Raw genomic sequence first — 17927 nt, 5'->3', positions numbered from 1 at the left:
TGCTCCTTAACGTACTGCCGCCTCGGATGACGTCCGGGTGACACGTGAATACACCACATACAGCAACGTCACGATAATCAGCAACTGGCTCCCCAGGGCGGCGGCCATGCCCCAGTTCATGGTGCTGTTGGTAAAAAAGGCGACAAAGTAGCTGACCATTTGATCGTCCGGCCCGCCCAACAGCGCTGGCGTAACGTAATAGCCAATCGCCATCATGAACACCAGCAGCGCGCCTGCGGTCATCCCGGCATAGGTCTGCGGGACATAGACGCGCCAGAAGGCCACAAAGGGATGGGCACCCAGCGACACGGCCGCCCGGACATAGCTGGGAGAAATCCCTTTCATGACGGCATACAAGGGCAGCACGATGAAGGGCAGCAGGATATGTGTCATAGAGATGTACACGCCGACCCGGTTGAACACCAGCGTGAGCGGACTGTCGATGAGCCCTGTCGCCATCAGCGTCCGGTTAATTAATCCTCCTGACTGCAGCAGGACAATCCAGCTGGCGGTACGCACGATCAATGAGGTCCAGAAGGGCAACAGCACCATAATCATTAGCAGGTTGGCGCGGTTGGACGGCTGCTTCGCCAGCCAGTAGGCCAGCGGATAGCCCAGGCCCACGCACAGCAAGGTGACCACGGTCGCCATCCACAGCGTACGTAGCAGAACGTTCACATAAAGCGCCTGATCGGGGGACTGCGCGACGATGTCGCCGGTCTTTGCATCAACCTTGTGGTCAAACACTGACAGCAGGTAATAACTGGTATAGGGTTTGGCTACGCGCTTGAGGGTTTGCCAGGTAGACAGCTCGCCCCACAGGGGCTGCTTATCAATGAGGGTGGCTTTGACGTTAACCCCATCCTCGGGGGCCTGGCGGGGCACGGCCAGGATCAGGCGACGAAACGCATTGTCTTCATAACTCAATCGCTTCGCAATGCCAGAGATCTGGCCCTGCTCGCGCGCCGCGCTGACTTCCTTCGCCAGCGTGGCAAACAGGCTTTCATCCGGCAGCGCCTTGCCGTTCCATTTAGCCAGGGCCTGGCTGGTTTGCGGAAGTGCGTCGTGAAGCTCAGGGTTATTGACGCTCATACTGAGAATAGAGCCGATGGGGAACAAAAAGCACACCACGACGAAAATCAGTAACGGAGCAACTAAAAACAGGGAGCGTTGTGTTTTTAACCAACCAGCCCGGTTAAATTGCTGGCGCAGACTGAACGCGCCTTCCGTACGTCTGACGGGCGCTGAATTCATCACGGGGTTTTGACTCATGCCGATCTCCTGAAAGGGGGCTGCCGGAGCGGGTCCGGCAGTGGGTTATTTCGCGGCCCAGGCGTTAAAACGCTGTTCCAGCTCTTCGCCATGTTCCAGCCAGAATGTGGCGTTAACCTGAACGGCTTTGGCCATGTTTTCCGGCGCCGTTGGCAACTGAGCCAGACGATCGGCCGTCAGCAGTTTGCCTGCCTTGATATTGGCGGGGCCATAAGGAATATTTTCGGCATACACTTTTTGGTTCTCGGGCTGCAGCGAGAAGGCGATAAATTTCTCTGCCAGCGCTTGGTGCTTTGAGCCTTTCACAATCGCCCAGTTATCGAAGTCGTACAGGTTACCGTCCCAGACGATTTTGAAATTATGACCTTCTGCCTGAGCGGTGCCGATGCGGCCGTTATAGGCCGATGCCAGCGTCACGTCGCCTGAAACCAGCCACTGCAGGGGCTGCGCTCCCGATTCCCACCACTGAATATTCGGCTTTAGCTCATCCAGTTTCCTGAAGGCACGATCGACGCCCGCCGGGGTTGCCAGCACCTTGTAAACGTCTTCTCGCTTCACGCCGTCCGCCATCAGCGCGATTTCCAGCGTGTATTTCGCGCTCTTACGCAGGGCGCGTTTGCCGGGGAATTTTTTCACATCCCAAAAATCTGCCCAACTGGTGGGGGCGGTTTTGAGCTTGTTGCCATCGTAGGTCAGTACGGTAGACCAGACGAAGAAGCCCGCACCACATTCGCTCACGCTCCCCTTTGCAAAGTCGGCTTTGTTGCCTAACTTGCTCCAGTCCAGGGTTTCAAACAGCCCTTCTTCACAGCCCCGCTCCAGTTCCGGGGTTTCAAGTTCTACAACATCCCAGCCGACCTGTTTGGTTTCAACCATTGCGCGGATGCGTGCCATTTCGCCGTTATATTCACCGGCTTCAATGCTGTCCTTCCCCGAGGCCATGAAAGGCTTATAAAACGCTTTATCCTGTGCGTCCTTGTTGGTGCCCCCAAAGGACACCACCGTAAGATTTTCGGCCTGTGCCTGGATGGCCACCGCTGCCAGAACCAGTGCCGCTATGTTTTTCATCATCCCCGAACTCCTGAATTATTATGTTCAGGCAGATTCCTCTGCCCGGTGTTTGCCTTGCAATCATGATGCCAGGGGCTGACCCGCAGCGGAACGTGCGGTGCGTCAGCCCGCGAAACCTAATACTTGCCCAGGATACGGTTCAGCAGATTCAGTGCCGTGCGGAACTGCGCATCCGGAATGGTGAGAGGGTAGAGGAAACGAATAACGTTGCCGTGTACGCCGCAGGTGAGCAGCAGCAACCCTTCGTCCAGCGCCTCTTGCTGAATAGCTTTGGCGATGTCTGCGCTGGGTTGGCCTTCGCTGTTGGTGAATTCAGCCGCGATCATAGAACCGCGACCGCGCACCTCTGCCAGCGCACTACAGCCTGCGCCCTGCAGCGTTTCCGTCAGTTGCCCGCCTAACAGCAGGGCGCGCTCGCACAGGTTTTCATCGCGAATGACCTCCAGCACGGCCAGCGCAGCGGCAATGGCCGGTGGGCTTCCTGCATAGGTGCCACCCAGGCCGCCGGGCAGGGGCGCATCCATTACGTCAGCCCGCCCTGAAACCGCCGATAGCGGCATACCGCCCGCCAGGCTTTTTGCCATGGTGATCAGGTCTGGCTGCACGTCAGGATAGTATTCACTGGCAAACAGCTTGCCGGTGCGGGCAAAACCACTTTGGATTTCATCGGCGATCAGCAGAATGCCATGTTGATCGCACAGCGTGCGCAGGGCGGTCACAAACGCTGGCGGCGCGACATTGAAGCCGCCTTCACCTTGAATGGGTTCATAGATAATGGCCGCAACCTGTTGCGGGCTGATATCGCAGCGGAAAATGGTTTGTAAACTCTCCAGCGCGTCATCGACGCTACAGCCATGCAGTGCATTCGGGTAGCGGGCGTGAAATACTGAGCTGGCAAAGGGGCCGAAACCGGTTTTGTAGGGGACCACTTTGCCCGTCAGCGACATCGTCATGTTGGTGCGGCCGTGAAAGGCCCCCGTAAAGGCGATGACGCCGGGACGGCCGGTTGCCGCGCGGGCAATTTTGACCGCGTTCTCAACGGCTTCTGCGCCGGTGGAGAAAAAAGTGGTCTTGGCGGGGCCGCTTACCGGCACCAGCGCATTCAGTTTTTCCGCCAGGGCAATATAATTTTCGTAAGGCACAACCTGAAACGCGGTGTGGGTAAAATGATCGAGCTGTTCTTTGATGGCGGCGATCACTTTGGGATGACGATGTCCGGTATTCAGCACGGCAATGCCTGCGCTGAAATCGATAATTTCACGGCCCTGGTGATCCCATAACGTAGCGTTTTCTGCTTTCACCGCATAGAAATCGCACATCACGCCCACGCCGCGCGGCGTAGCATTGAGACGACGGACCTGCACTTCACTGTTACTCATAACGCGACCTCATGGTGTTTGTTGCCATATTGTTACAGTGGAATCTGCCTCCTTGCTTTTTAGCGTTTTCAGGGTTTTATAATCCAGAGCCAGTTTTTTTTATTTTGAGGTACCAATTTTGCGAAGCTTACTCGGTGACCTGCTTGCACAACGTCTGGCCTCGCTTTCCGGCGGTACGCTGAATAAGCGATTGTATGATGTCTTGCAGGCAGCGATTCAGGACGGATCCATTGCCACCGCGACGCGACTGCCCGCCAGCCGCGACCTTGCTCGCGAACTTTCTGTCTCACGTAATACCGTGCTGGCAGTCTATGAACAGCTTCAGTCTGAGGGCTATGTACAAACCCGCACCGGAAGCGGCACCTTCGTCAGTACCGTGCTGCCGGAACAGGTGCCGGGTGAGCCGCTGAACAGGCCCGTCACGCCGCCGATGAAACCCGTCAGACTGTCGCGACGGGGTTCACGCCTGCTGGCGAGCAGCGGTGCCGGGAGCCATCAGTGGGGGGCATTTATGCCCGGTGTGCCGGACGTCAGCCATATGCCGCACGACATCTGGCGCAAAATTCAGCTCCGCCTGAGCCGACGGCTGCCGGTTGAGAACCTGAGCTATGCCAGCCACGGCGGCTGTGTTGAGTTACAACAGGCGCTGGCGGATTACCTGCGGGTGATCCGTTCGGTGAATTGCACCCCCGAACAGGTACTGATCACCGCCGGAACCCATCAGTCGCTGGATCTGCTGGCGAAAATGCTTTGCGATCCGGGAGACAGGGCTATCGTCGAAGAGCCGGGATACTGGGGGATCCGCAATGTGCTGGCGGTGAACGGCGTCACGCTGATCCCCACGCAGGTTGACGATCAGGGGCTGGTTTTGCCGCCCGAGCAGCCAGACAGCCCGGTGCCTCGCCTGATCTGTGTGACGCCTTCTCACCAGTATCCTCTCGGGGCGGTCATGAGCCTGCAGCGGCGCCATGAATTACTGGAGCGCGCAAAAAGCAGCGGCAGTTGGGTGGTGGAAGATGACTACGATGGCGAGTTCCGCTTTACCGGAAGTCCCATTCCTGCGCTACAGGGCCTGGCGGCGGATGCCCCAGTGATTTATCTGGGCACCTTCAGTAAAACCTTGTATCCCGGCATCCGGCTCAGCTACATGGTGGTGCCTAAATCCCTGGCGGCACGGATGAAAATGGCGCACTCCGAGCTGTATCGCGGCGGCTACGGGTTAGTACAACTCACGCTGGCGGAGTTTATTCGGGAAGGGCACTATGCGGCCCACGTACGACGCATGCGGCAGATTTACAGCCGCCGCCGTGCTGCGCTGGTGGAGGTGATTAGCACATCGCTGGGCGCCGACTGGATAGTGCATCACAGCAATGCGGGGTTGCATCTGGTTCTCAGGCTGCCGGACAGCATTGACGATGTGGCCTTTAGCGCAGAGCTGGAACAGTGCGGTGTATTAACACGTCCCCTGTCGTCCTATTATCTTCGGGGCACGCCGCAGCGCGGATTGCTGCTGGGTTATGCCTGTGTTGACGAAGCCGCCATTCCCGCCGCGTTCGCGCCTATCCTGACCCGGTTGCAACATCACCTGCAGGTGGCGTCTGTCTCGCCCTGATGCACCATCAGTGCGCATCCCTGGTATTGCCTGATTCTGTGATAACTGTCACGTTAATTTAATGTTAAATTTAAAAAGACAATAAAATACAATGGCCTGCAAAGTAAATTTGTAAGCCATTTCTTTTTAGATTGTCAAATTCTGCTTGTGCAAATCAAATGCGTTGTGGTAGTGCTAAAAAAAGGCCCGACAGGATTCGCACGTCAAAAGGATGATGCATGAATCGTGCCGAAACCCTTTTTTATCCTGTTTACGAGATTACGCCATGAGAAATTTTGTCAGTTTTCGGAATATCAAAAAGAGCTACGACGGCGACAAGCTGGTGGTGCGCAACCTCAATCTGGATGTGGCAGAAGGCGAGTTTTTGACCCTGTTAGGGCCGTCAGGCTCCGGGAAAACGACCAGCCTCATGATGCTGGCAGGATTTGAAACGCCCACCGATGGCGAGATACTGCTGCGTGATAAACCTTTGCACACGTTGCCGCCGCATCAGCGTGATATCGGTATGGTATTCCAGAACTACGCGCTTTTTCCCCACATGACGGTGGCCGAAAATCTGGCGTTTCCTTTGTCGATTCGCCGTTTGAGCAAGGCCGATATTGCCCAGCGAGTTAAACGGGTGCTGGATATGATTAAACTCACTTCGCTGGCAGACCGTTATCCCGCACAGATGTCTGGCGGCCAGCAGCAGCGGGTGGCCCTGGCGCGGGCGCTGGTATTTGAACCTAAACTGATCCTGATGGACGAACCGCTGGGAGCGCTGGATAAACAGCTGCGTGAACACATGCAGATGGAAATTAAGCAGCTGCATAACATGCTCGGGCTGACCATTGTTTACGTCACTCACGATCAGAGCGAAGCCATGACCATGTCTGACCGGGTGGCGGTCTTTAACGACGGCATGATTCAGCAAATGGACAGCCCGAATAAGCTTTATGAACAGCCCGACAACGCCTTCGTGGCGCAGTTTATTGGCGAGAATAACAGCCTGCTGGCAACCCAGTCAGGGCAGCAGGGTGATTACTATCAGGTGACGCTGGATAACGGTATCCAGCTGGATGCGCTGAAGGTGCGGCCCAGTTCCCCGGGCAAGAAAATACAGCTCAGTATCCGCCCTGAACGCATCAACGTAAATGCAGCCAAACCGGGCGATCAGTCGGTCCAGGCCCGAATCCAGCAGTTTATCTATCTGGGTGACCACGTGAGAATGCTGACGGAAGTTGCCGGTCAGGGAAACTTTATGGTGAAAATGGCCTCATCGGAGGTCTCACCCGACTGGACGGCGGGCAGTGAAGTGACGTTGTCCTGGCAACCTCAGCACCTGCGCGCGCTCGACGTTACGCTGCAATAGGCATAAAAAAGAGCATGCAGTCTGCATGCTCTTGTTCAACGGGAAGGGATTAACCTTCAGCCTGCTGCGACTGAATCGCCGTCAGGGCGATGGTGTAGACGATATCGTCTACCAGTGCGCCGCGTGACAGGTCGTTGACCGGCTTACGCATGCCCTGCAGCATTGGCCCGATTGAAATCAGGTCAGCGGAACGCTGCACCGCTTTGTAGGTGGTGTTACCGGTGTTGAGATCCGGGAAAATAAAGACCGTTGCGCGTCCGGCAACCTGCGAGTTGGGCGCCTTGGATTTTGCCACGTCTTCCATAATCGCCGCGTCGTACTGCAACGGCCCATCAATCACCAGATCCGGGCGTTTTTCCTGCGCAAGGCGCGTGGCTTCACGCACTTTCTCCACGTCGCTACCGGCACCTGAATTACCGGTTGAGTAGGAAATCATGGCGACGCGTGGATCGATGCCGAAGGCTTTCGCTGAATCGGCAGACTGAATGGCAATTTCTGCCAGCTGTTCAGCCGTTGGATCGGGGTTGATCGCGCAGTCGCCGTAGACCAGCACCTGCTCCGGCAGCAGCATAAAGAACACGGATGACACCAGTGAGCTGTTGGGCGCGGTTTTGATCAGCTGTAACGGCGGACGAATGGTGTTGGCCGTGGTATGTACCGCGCCCGAGACCAACCCGTCAACTTCCCCGCTTTCCAGCATCATGGTGCCCAGCACCACGTTATCTTCCAGCTGTTCCTGCGCAACCACCTCGGTCATGCCTTTGCTTTTGCGCAGCTCGACCAGACGCGGAACATAGTTCTGACGCACCACTTCAGGATCGACTATCTCAATGCCTTTACCCAGCTCAACGCCCTGGGCTGCCGCAACGCGCTGGATTTCATCCGGATTGCCCAGCAGGACACAGGTCGCAATGCCGCGGTCGGCACAGATTGCTGCGGCTTTAACGGTACGGGGTTCATCCCCTTCCGGCAGAACAATGCGCTTGCCAGCCTTGCGAGCCAGTTCGGTTAACTGATAGCGGAAAGCCGGCGGCGACAGGCGGCGACTGCGCTCAGACGTGGCGGTCAGCGACTCGATCCAGTCCGCGTTAATGTAACTTGCGACGTATTCCTGGACTTTTTCAATGCGCTGCGTGTCATCAACTGGTACTTCGAGGTTAAAGCTTTGCAGGCTGAGCGAGGTCTGCCAGGTATTGGTTTTGACCATGAAGACCGGCAGGCCAGTCTGGAAGGCGCGATCGCACAGTTTGGCGATGCGCTCGTCAATTTCATAGTTACCGGTTAAAAGAATGGCACCGATCTCAATACCGTTCATCGCGGCCAGACAGGCGGCAACCAGCACGTCAGGGCGGTCAGCCGAGGTGACCAGCAGCGAGCCCGGGCGGAAATGCTCAAGCATGTGCGGGATGCTGCGTGCGCAGAAGGTCACTGATTTGACACGGCGGGTCTGAATTTCACCTTCGTTAATAATCCGGGCGTTCAGGTGGCGACACATATCAATGGCGCGGGTTGCAATCAGGTCGAAGCTCCACGGCACACAACCCAAAATGGGCAAGGGACTGTTGGCAAACAGCTGGTCAGGATTGATATTCGCGATGCTGGCCTTCGATGAGTCATCGAAAATTTCAGACAGGTCAGGGCGCGTACGGCCCTGCTCATCAACGGGCGCGTTCAGCTTGTTGATGATCACACCGGTGATGCTTTTATTCTTCGAACCGCCAAAGCTGCTTTGTGTCAGTTCAATACGCTCTTTGAGCTGTGCGGGAGAATCGTTACCCAGCGCGGTCACGAAGACGATTTCAGCGTTTAACGTTTTGGCGATTTCATAGTTCAGCGCGCTGGCAAACTGGTGCTTACGCGTAGGCACCAGGCCTTCAACCAGAACCACTTCAGCATCCTGCGCATTGGCGTGGTAGCGGGCAATAATTTCTTCCATCAGCACGTCTTGCTGATTAGAGCCCAGCAGCGATTCCACACGGGACATCGGCAGCGGCTCTGCGGCCGGGATGCCTGAACTCTTGCGCACAATGCTGGTGGTCTGGTCAGGTGCATTGCCGCCCGCACGCGGTTGTGCAATGGGTTTGAAAACGCTCAGTCGAACGCCTTTACGTTCCATGGCGCGAATAACGCCAAGGCTAACGCTGGTCAGACCGACGCTGGTGCCGGTCGGAATGAGCATAATTGTACGTGACACGATTGAACCTCTCAGATTTCACTGGGTGTCAAAACAACGCCGTCAGCCGGAGCTGACGACGAAAGGAGATCAGGCGGTAAGGCGAGCGGCATCTCGGGCAATCACTAACTCTTCGTTAGTGGGGATCACCACTGCCGGGCGAGTGCCTTCTTTGTTGATAAAACCTGACTTGCCAAAGCGAGCCGCCAGGTTGCGCTCGTGGTCAATGTCAAAGCCCAGCAGCGCCAGCTTGTCCAGGGTCAGCTCACGCACCATCGCCGCATTCTCACCGATACCGCCGGTGAAGACCACGCCATCGAGACGACCGTCCATCAGCGCGGTATAGCTGCCAATGTATTTGGCCAGACGGTGGCAGAAGACATTCATTGCGCGTTTAGCATCGTCTTTGGTGGCGTAGTTGTCTTCAACATAACGGCAGTCGCTGGTGACTTCGGTCAGCCCTAACAGCCCCGACTCTTTGGTCAGCATCTTGTTAATGGCATCGACGCTCATGCCCAGAGTGTCGTGCAGGAAGAAGATAATGGCCGGATCGATATCGCCGCTGCGGGTGCCCATGACCAGGCCTTCCAGCGGGGTCAGGCCCATAGACGTATCCACACACTCACCGTTACGGATAGCAGAAACAGACCCGCCGTTACCGAGATGACAGGTAATGATGTTCAGCGTTTCTAGCGGCTTATTCAGCATTTTTGCCGCTTCGTGGGTGACATAGTAGTGGCTGGTACCGTGTGCACCGTAGCGGCGCACGCCGTGCTCTTTATACAGGGCATACGGCAGCGCATAAAGGTAGGACTCTTCCGGCATTGTCTGATGGAAAGCCGTGTCAAAAACCGCCACATTCTTGTCAGATAAGTGCGGGAAGTTTTTCATGGCTTCATCAATGCCAATCAGGCCCGCTGGGTTATGCAGTGGTGCAAAAGATGATGCATCTTTGATACCCTGCACAACAGACTGAGAAATGACCACTGACTGCGTAAGTTTTTCGCCGCCATGAACAATACGGTGACCTATTGCAGCGATTTGTGCTGAAAGCTCTGGTTTTTGTGCCAGAATTGTTTTAACAATGAAATTCAGCGCTTCGCTGTGGGCTGCGCCAGCACCTAAAGGTGCTTCCTGCTTCTGACCATCAAGTTTCCATTTGATCCGTGCTTCGGGCAGGTGGAAGCATTCAGCCAGACCCGAGAGGAATTCTTCACCGCTGGTGGGATTAAGGATGGCAAACTTGAGAGAAGAGCTGCCGCAATTCAGAACCAGTACTAACTTACTCGACATGGAAGTACCTATTTGTTAAAAGTGGCTAAAAATAACGCAATCAGACTTACAGCGTAGCCCATCGATGCAGCCAGATTAATGACAGAAGTCATACCCAGGTCAAAATAGTGCGTTTTATGCAAAAAAAATTGAGTCTTTACGCATAAATTTGAAATTTCGCTTAAAACGGGCCTTGTCGTCTCTGTTACAAGGGAAGTTGCGGCAGTGACGCTGTTAAAACGGCGTCAGAATAGCCGGAGTCACCTTTAAAGACAAAAATATTTGAAGGATGTTACGTAAAGTTGTGTGGTTATAATTATTTTTCAAAAAATACAGTATTAGTTGAGGCGAGCCATGGCGAATGAATCTCACACCGGCTGGTTCCGGATGTTTCAACGCGGACAGCATTATATGAAGACCTGGCCCAACGATAAACGCCTGGCACCGGTCTTTCCTGAGAACCGTGTATCGACGGCTACGCGCTTTGCGATTCGCTTTATGCCGCCGCTGGCGGTCTTTACGCTCACATGGCAGATAGCGATGGGTGGGCAATTGGGCCCGGCAGTAGCAACGGCTCTCTTTGCCTGTAGTTTGCCTATGCAGGGATTATGGTGGCTGGGTAAGCGATCCGTCACCCCATTGCCGCCCACGCTGCTGCGCTGGTTCCATGAAGTGCGCACGAAGCTGGAAGCCGCAGGCCAGGCGATCGCACCGGTTGAAGGCAAACCAACTTACCAGGCACTGGCCGATCTGCTTAAGCGCGCCTTCAAACAGTTGGACCGCACCTTTCTGGACGATCTTTAATCCGCACCACGCAGAAATTATTGCACGCAAACCTGCGGTTAAATCAATGAAAAGCGATGTGGCTACGCCCGCATCGCTTTCCCTGTGTAATTATCTTTCCATCGTATAAAACCTGAACAGCCCGCGGGCTGGAGGACAAGATGATGGAAATGACCCACGCGCAACGTTTGATCCTGACTAACCAGTACAAAATCATGGCAATGCTGGAACCGGAGAGCGCCGAACGTTTTCGTCGCTACCAGACTATCATTGAGCGTGGCTATGGCCTGCAAATGCGGGAGCTGGACAAAGAGTTTGGCAAGCTTCCCGAAGAGACCTGCCGGACGCTTATCGACATTATGGAAATGCACCACGCGCTGCAGGTCTCCTGGGCTAATCTCAAGACCCAAGGCGATATCGACCCACGACGTCTGGCGTTTCTGGGGTTTGATGCCGCCACCGAATCCCGCTATCTCGGTTATGTGCGGTTTATGGTGAACATCGAAGGGCGCTATACCCATTTTGATGCGGGAACGCATGGCTTTAATGCGCAAACGCCGATGTGGGAAAAGTATCAACGTATGCTGGCTTTGTGGCAGACTTGTCCTCGCCAATACCATTTAAGCGTAAACGAGATTGCGCAAATCATTAACGCCTGATGAGGAGTGACGCGTGGAGTACAGTGGTTTTTTATTTGATTTAGATGGCACCTTAGTGGATTCGCTACCCGCGGTTGAACGCGCCTGGAGCAACTGGGGTGCACGTCATGGCATTGCGGCTGATGAGATTCTGGACTTCATTCACGGAAAGCAGGCGATTACTTCACTGCGCCACTTTATGGCGGGCCAGTCAGAAGCGGTAATCCAGGCCGAGTTTCTGGCGCTGGAAAAAACGGAAGCAGAAGACACGGACGGCGTGCGGGCGCTGCCAGGCGCAAAAGCGTTGCTCACGCAGCTGAATGCGTTGCAAATCCCCTGGGCGATTGTCACCTCCGGCTCCGTGCCGGTGGCGCATGCGCGTCACAAAGCAGCAGGTTTACCTCAGCCTGCCGTGTTTATTACGGCCGAACAGGTGGCGAAGGGCAAGCCAGAACCCGATCCTTACTTACTGGGTGCAGAAAGGTTAAAGCTGTCGCCAGCCGACTGCGTAGTGGTAGAAGATGCGCCGGCCGGCGTGATCGCCGGGTTAGCTGCGGGCTGTGCCGTGATCGCCGCGAATGCGCCTGATGATACGCCACGCATTGACGAAGTGGCGCTGCGCCTGACTTCACTGGAATCGCTGGTGGTCACCAAACGATCGACGGGCAAGTTTGCGTTTCACCATCAAGGCTAGGTAAAAGGGCGGCGTGAAGCCGCCATTGTCAGAGCGGCGTGTCCTGCGAGATTTCGTCCAGAGACAGGCTAAAGCTGGGAATGAATACCTCCACGAAATAGCTCATTTCGGGCGAACGACGCTGATTCAGGGTTTTTTCCAGCCGCGCTTTTGCTAACAAAAACTCATTATTCCCGGCCGACAGCTCTTCCAGGCATTTTACGTAGGCACAGATCGCATCGGCTTGTTTCACGACGGCTTTTTCTTCCTCACTGTGCAGATGCTCATCAATCAGCGGACGGTAAACATCCTGCAACTCGTCCGGCAGCATCTCAATCAACTTCTGCTGCGCGATTTTCTCAATCTTTTTGTATTCGTGGGCGATCTGCGCGTTGTAGTACTTCACCGGCGTGGGTAAGTCTCCGGTCAGCACTTCACTGGCGTCGTGATACAGCGCCATCATGGCGATGCGCTCGGCATTAAGGTTGCCGTTAAACTTCTTATTTTTAATGATGGCCAGCGCGTGGGCAACCATCGCGACCTGCAAACTGTGTTCAGAGACGTTCTCGGTGCGCACGTTGCGCATCAGCGGCCAGCGGTTGATGAGTTTGAGACGGGAAAGGTGGGCGAAGAAATGGCTCTGAGTCATGGTAATTCCTGTTTGCGACAGGGGAGAGGCGTGCTCTCCCCGAAATCACATCAGTATAGGCGCATCCGGACTACTGGCGGTAGCCTTGCAGAAAACGGCCAAACTTATTGATCGCCATTTCCAGGTCGTCGACGCGCGGCAGCGTCACGATGCGCAGATGATCGGGCCACGGCCAGTTAAACGCCGTTCCCTGAACCAGTAGCACTTTCTCCTGTAGCAGGAAATCCAGCACCATTTTCTGATCGTCGTGGATATTGAATTTTTTGGCATCAATACGCGGGAACATATAAAGCGCGCCCTGCGGCTTCACACAACTCACGCCGGGAATATCGTTGATCAGTTCCCATGCGCGCTGACGCTGTTCATAGAGCCGCCCGCCAGGCACAATAAATTCACTAATGCTCTGATAGCCGCCCAACGCAGTCTGAATGGCATGCTGCGCGGGGACGTTGGCACACAGACGCATGGAGGCCAGCATCTCCAGCCCTTCGATATAACCTTTAGCATGCTTTTTGGGGCCGTTTAGCACCATCCAGCCCTGGCGGAAACCCGCTACGCGATAGGTTTTAGACAGGCCGTTAAAGGTTACGGTCAGCAAGTCCGGCGCCAGTGCAGCAATAGAGTGATGCTGTGCGTCGTCGTACAGAATTTTATCGTAGATCTCGTCAGCGAAAATAATCAGGTTATGCTGGCGGGCAATCTCAACGACTTCCATCAACAGTGCTTTGCTGTAAACCGCACCGGTTGGATTATTGGGATTGATAATCACGATGCCGCGCGTGCGTGGCGTAATTTTACTGCGGATATCATCCAGATCCGGGAACCAGCCTGCGGACTCATCACACAGGTAGTGCACGGCTTTGCCGCTTGATAGCGACACGGCCGCGGTCCATAGCGGGTAGTCAGGTGCCGGCACCAGCATTTCATCACCGCTGTTCAGCAGCGCCTGCATGGCCTGGACGATGAGTTCAGAAACACCGTTGCCGATATAGATGTCTTCCACCGTGACGTCGCGCATGTCACGCGCCTGGTAGTGCTGCATGATGGCTTTACGAGCAGAATACAATCCTTTGGAGTCACAGTATCCCTGTGCGCTGGGAAGGTTACGGATGACATCAACCAGAATCTCGTCCGGCGCTTCGAAGCCAAAGGGGGCCGGATTGCCGATGTTCAACTTAAGAACTTTATTACCTTCTTCTTCAAGGCGTTTAGCCTCTTTTAAAACCGGTCCACGAATGTCGTAACAGACATTGTCCAGTTTGCCGGATTTATCAATTTGAAAAGTCATTGTGGCCGCCTTAATGTGCAGAATCCTTGTGCCTGCCGCTGAAAACAAACCTGCACAATGTACTCTCCTCAGGCCGACAAAAGAAGGGCAGGGCGCGGTTTTGGCGTGTTCAGCATCTTTGTCTCCAGCCAGACGATGGAATGCGTATTGGTTATCAAGCAGGCCGGTTGTAACGTTTGTTTTTTTGAGTTTTATTAGTTTATTATGCTGCGATTAAAAATTGAGCGCTGGGTAATGTCTGCTTTTATTTTGCCGATAATGAACCTGAAGGCCGTAAAACAATCTGAGAATCTGTGATGCGTCATGAGTGAAATAGTTTAATTATGCTTTATTGATGCATAAAATTTGCACGCAAAAAGCGGCCTCAACTCAGAGTAACCTGAAAAAAAACGATGGTGCATAATGTTAACTATCTTATATCAAAGGTTTTTTATAAGATTTTCAGGGCCGGGAGAGACAACCGGGAGCATCATCAATGCATGTTTCATCGCTGAAAAGTCGTATTTCCTGTTTTCAGGCAGGTTACGTCCGCTCAGGACATTCTCGAAGGGATGTAAGATGCTATTTGATCAAAATATGCAATGCTTTTCACAAAAACATTTCCATTTTGCGGTCAAAAATGATTAAGTATAATTTACTATTTGATGAGATTAAACGCTGCGTACCGTTAGCGTATTACAGACCCGTTTACCCCTGCCTGAGGGCACTTTGGGGGTAGGAAAAGACAACTACACAGCTTCCCGCATTTTTGCATCCAGTGCCTTCGGTACAGAAGTTGTCTCTGTCTTCAGGACCCGGTTTCCCTGTTTTGCAGGGAAGTACCGTCTTCCTCCGTAAGTAAATTTTATGTCGGCCCTTTGCCGGGACGCCATGAAGCATCATTACCGCTTATCGCTTTGATAAGCTTGTAATAACACCAGGATAGTAGTTCTTAAAAATCTAATAAGTGAAGAAAAAACATGACTAATGCAAATCGTCCGATACTCAATCTCGATCTCGATCTGCTCCGGACTTTTGTTGCTGTAGCTGACCTGAACACCTTTGCAGCCGCTGCTGCTGCGGTGTGCAGAACGCAATCGGCAGTGAGTCAGCAGATGCAACGTCTGGAACAACTGGTCGGTAAAGAGTTGTTTGCCAGACATGGCCGCAACAAGTTGTTAACTGAACACGGCATTCAGCTTCTGGGCTATGCCAGGAAAATCCTGCGTTTTAACGATGAAGCCTGTACTTCACTGATGTACAGCAACATCCAGGGTGTACTGACGATTGGCGCTTCTGACGATACCTCAGATACCATTCTGCCGTTCCTGTTAAACCGCGTGACCTCTGTCTATCCAAAACTGGCGATTGATGTTCGCGTGAAACGCAATCCGTTCATGATGGAAATGCTGAATCAGGGCGAAGTTGACTTAGTCGTCACGACGTCAAGCCCGGGTAACTTTACCCATCAGGTTCTGCGTACCTCTCCGACCCTGTGGTATTGCGCGGCGGATTATGTGTTCCAGCGTGGAGAAGCTATTCCACTGGTACTGCTTGATGAACCCAGTCCGTATCGTGATATGGCGATTGATCATCTCAACGAAGCCGGTATCCCGTGGCGTATCTCTTACGTTGCATCAACCCTGGCGGCCGTTCGTGCGGCAGTCAAAGCAGGATTGGGTGTAACGGCGCGTCCGGTAGAAATGATGAGCCCGGAACTGCGCGTGATGGGCGCAGCAGAAGGCTTGCCGGTTTTACCGGATACACAGTATCTGCTGTGCCGTAATGCCGACAGCGACAACGAGCTGGCGCTGGCCATCTTTAATGCTATGCAGTCCACGCACGATCCGTACAACATGGTGGCCAACGCTGACGGCACGCTGTTGCTGGATGACGAAGAGTAACATTTTCACGCTGTCGCAAAAAAAACGTCATTCACCGGTAAGATAATGGCTGTAAACAGGCCTCTTGTTCTGTAAAAAGAACAGGAGGCTTTTTTTTGACCTTTTTCCTGCGAAATAAAAACCCGCACGGAGACGCTGAGTTTATCGCCTGCCCGCAAGCATTTCAGGGCGATGTAAATGGCGGGCGAGAGGCAAAATGTAAAATATTTGATTCGAATCAGTCTGATAACTGCTGAAATTTAACACAAAAAAGATAATTCTGTGTTCTGGATCAACAAAATAGCCATTCCCAAGGGAAGGAAAACCCCCGAAATCCTGTCAAAATATGAGGGTTAATTGCACGATCCATGCGCGCAAATACCCGCTACACTAAAATTACCCTTACAGACTGAAGCGATTTAGCTGGAAACACGCGCATCATATGTTAATAATATGATGCAGGTGTAAAATAAAGTTTGGATACTTTTGTCAAAGTTGACAAAAGGTTATAGAAAGGAGTAAAAAACCCCATAAAATTGCTGCTTATTGCAGAGTAACAGCAAAATTTGTAAGGTTTTTATCCTTCCCTTTGAATCGATGTGGTGAGTTTGCTGCCAGAACCCGAGCAGGATGCCCGCGCCACTTTTGATGAGTAAGCAATGAGTATGTCAACTACCACCGAAATCATCGCTCAGCATTGGGCATTCGTCGTATTTATCGTCATCGCTTTTGGCCTCTGTGCGTTCATGTTAACCGGAGGCTGGCTGCTTGGCGGCAGAGCGCGTGCCCGTTACAAAGACACACCTTTTGAGTCCGGCATTGAATCCGTCGGTGACACTCACCTCCGCTTATCAGCAAAATTCTACCTGGTAGCGATGTTCTTCGTTATCTTCGACGTAGAAGCTCTCTTTTTATACGCATGGGCGACCTCTATTCGTGAAAGCGGCTGGGTCGGCTTTGTGGAAGCCGCAATTTTCATTTTGGTGCTCCTGGCGGGCCTGGTTTATCTGGTGCGCATTGGCGCGTTGGACTGGACGCCTGCACGCCGGCGAATCGTGGTTAAAACGCCCACGGTAAGTCACACCAATCCTCATAAGCAGTAAAAGAGAGGCAATAAGATGGACTATACGCTCACCCGCATAGACCCAAACGGTGGTGAGAACGACCGTTACCCTCTGCAAAAGCAGGAAATCGTCAGCGATCCGCTGGAGCAGCACGTTCATCGCAGCGTCTACATGGGCAAGCTCGAACACGCCCTGCACGACATGGTGAACTGGGGACGTAAAAACTCCCTGTGGCCTTACAACTTTGGTCTTTCATGCTGCTACGTTGAGATGACCACCTCCTTCACCGCCGTGCACGACGTCGCGCGTTTCGGTGCAGAGGTTATGCGTGCATCGCCACGTCAGGCCGACTTCATGGTCATTGCCGGTACGCCGTTTACCAAAATGGCCCCGGTGATTCAGCGTTTGTACGATCAGATGCTGGAGCCGAAATGGGTGATTTCCATGGGTGCCTGTGCCAACTCAGGCGGCATGTACGATATCTATTCTGTCGTGCAGGGCGTTGATAAGTTTCTGCCGGTTGACGTGTATATCCCGGGTTGCCCGCCGCGCCCTGAAGCTTACATGCAGGCACTTCTGCTGCTGCAGGAATCCATTGGCAAAGAGCGCCGTCCCCTTTCGTGGGTGGTCGGAGACCAGGGCGTTTACCGTGCCAATATGCAGTCTGAGCGTGAACGTAAGCGTGGCGAACGTATTGCAGTAACCAACCTGCGTACACCAGACGAAGTTTAAGTTAACCGTATGGATGGAATCAGTGCCTGCAGCAGACAACACCACAAATTAATGCATGGCACCATCCTGACGCCTTCATTTGAGCGCCTGTTATCAGGCCGGAATGGT

The 17927-nt window shown here is 53.7% G+C and carries 15 protein-coding genes; 8 read left to right on the top strand and 7 right to left on the bottom strand.

Features of this window, described 5'->3' with window-relative positions:
- Positions 1-6: 6 nt before the first annotated feature.
- The 3 genes from EL29_RS11390 to EL29_RS11380 form a co-directional block, all read right to left on the bottom strand.
- Positions 7-1272 carry an ABC transporter permease gene (locus tag EL29_RS11390; protein ID WP_014594175.1) on the bottom strand — a complete coding sequence of 422 codons (1266 nt, stop codon included), beginning with the start codon at positions 1270-1272 and terminating at the stop codon, positions 7-9.
- 45 nt (positions 1273-1317) lie between these two features.
- Positions 1318-2343, bottom strand: a complete 1026-nt coding sequence (locus EL29_RS11385; RefSeq protein WP_014594174.1) for an ABC transporter substrate-binding protein — start codon at positions 2341-2343, stop codon at positions 1318-1320.
- A 116-nt stretch (positions 2344-2459) separates the two neighbouring features.
- Positions 2460-3722, bottom strand: a complete 1263-nt coding sequence (locus EL29_RS11380) for a 4-aminobutyrate--2-oxoglutarate transaminase (protein ID WP_013026526.1) — start codon at positions 3720-3722, stop codon at positions 2460-2462.
- A gap of 118 nt (positions 3723-3840) precedes the next feature.
- Between EL29_RS11380 and pdxR the strand changes: the two genes are divergently transcribed.
- Both pdxR and EL29_RS11370 read left to right on the top strand, forming a co-directional pair.
- Positions 3841-5334 carry a MocR-like pyridoxine biosynthesis transcription factor PdxR gene (pdxR, locus tag EL29_RS11375; RefSeq protein ID WP_028715406.1) on the top strand — a complete coding sequence of 498 codons (1494 nt, stop codon included), beginning with the start codon at positions 3841-3843 and terminating at the stop codon, positions 5332-5334.
- Positions 5335-5599: 265 nt separating this feature from the next.
- Positions 5600-6685: an ABC transporter ATP-binding protein gene (locus EL29_RS11370; RefSeq protein WP_022623437.1), complete on the top strand. Its 1086-nt coding sequence runs from the start codon at positions 5600-5602 to the stop codon at positions 6683-6685.
- A 49-nt stretch (positions 6686-6734) separates the two neighbouring features.
- On the opposite strand, the gene pta is transcribed toward EL29_RS11370, so the two are convergent.
- Positions 6735-8864: a phosphate acetyltransferase gene (pta, locus tag EL29_RS11365; protein WP_014594171.1), complete on the bottom strand. Its 2130-nt coding sequence runs from the start codon at positions 8862-8864 to the stop codon at positions 6735-6737.
- An 84-nt stretch (positions 8865-8948) separates the two neighbouring features.
- Complete coding sequence (ackA, locus tag EL29_RS11360; protein ID WP_028715405.1) at positions 8949-10151, bottom strand: acetate kinase; 1203 nt, start codon at positions 10149-10151, stop codon at positions 8949-8951.
- Positions 10152-10484: 333 nt separating this feature from the next.
- Between ackA and yfbV the strand changes: the two genes are divergently transcribed.
- The 3 genes from yfbV to EL29_RS11345 all read left to right on the top strand — a co-directional run bounded on the left by yfbV (position 10485) and on the right by EL29_RS11345 (position 12245).
- A complete protein-coding gene (gene yfbV, locus EL29_RS11355) occupies positions 10485-10934 on the top strand; it encodes a terminus macrodomain insulation protein YfbV (protein WP_014605378.1) in 450 nt (149 codons plus the stop codon).
- 143 nt (positions 10935-11077) lie between these two features.
- Positions 11078-11572, top strand: coding sequence for a YfbU family protein (locus EL29_RS11350; protein ID WP_026021018.1), 495 nt, complete (start codon positions 11078-11080; stop codon positions 11570-11572).
- A gap of 13 nt (positions 11573-11585) precedes the next feature.
- Positions 11586-12245, top strand: a complete 660-nt coding sequence (locus EL29_RS11345; protein WP_028715404.1) for a sugar phosphatase — start codon at positions 11586-11588, stop codon at positions 12243-12245.
- 28 nt (positions 12246-12273) lie between these two features.
- Here EL29_RS11345 and yfbR read toward each other — a convergent pair whose 3' ends face one another.
- Both yfbR and EL29_RS11335 read right to left on the bottom strand, forming a co-directional pair.
- Positions 12274-12873, bottom strand: a complete 600-nt coding sequence (gene yfbR / locus EL29_RS11340) for a 5'-deoxynucleotidase (protein ID WP_013026517.1) — start codon at positions 12871-12873, stop codon at positions 12274-12276.
- A gap of 70 nt (positions 12874-12943) precedes the next feature.
- Positions 12944-14161 (bottom strand): pyridoxal phosphate-dependent aminotransferase, encoded by a 1218-nt coding sequence (locus EL29_RS11335; protein WP_014594167.1) that lies wholly within the window; start codon positions 14159-14161, stop codon positions 12944-12946.
- 959 nt (positions 14162-15120) lie between these two features.
- Here EL29_RS11335 and lrhA point away from each other — a divergent pair.
- The 3 genes from lrhA (at position 15121) to EL29_RS11320 (ending at position 17819) form a co-directional block, all read left to right on the top strand.
- Positions 15121-16044 carry a transcriptional regulator LrhA gene (gene lrhA / locus EL29_RS11330; protein ID WP_013026515.1) on the top strand — a complete coding sequence of 308 codons (924 nt, stop codon included), beginning with the start codon at positions 15121-15123 and terminating at the stop codon, positions 16042-16044.
- Between the two features lie 638 nt (positions 16045-16682).
- Positions 16683-17126, top strand: a complete 444-nt coding sequence (locus EL29_RS11325) for an NADH-quinone oxidoreductase subunit A (RefSeq protein ID WP_013026514.1) — start codon at positions 16683-16685, stop codon at positions 17124-17126.
- Between the two features lie 15 nt (positions 17127-17141).
- On the top strand, positions 17142-17819 hold the full coding sequence (locus EL29_RS11320; RefSeq protein ID WP_006120026.1) for a NuoB/complex I 20 kDa subunit family protein: 678 nt from the start codon (positions 17142-17144) through the stop codon (positions 17817-17819).
- The last annotated feature ends 108 nt before the right edge of the window (positions 17820-17927 follow it).

The organism is Pantoea ananatis LMG 2665 (assembly GCF_000710035.2).
GTDB lineage: Bacteria > Pseudomonadota > Gammaproteobacteria > Enterobacterales > Enterobacteriaceae > Pantoea > Pantoea ananatis.
This window is presented reverse-complemented; position numbering and strand designations above follow the sequence as displayed.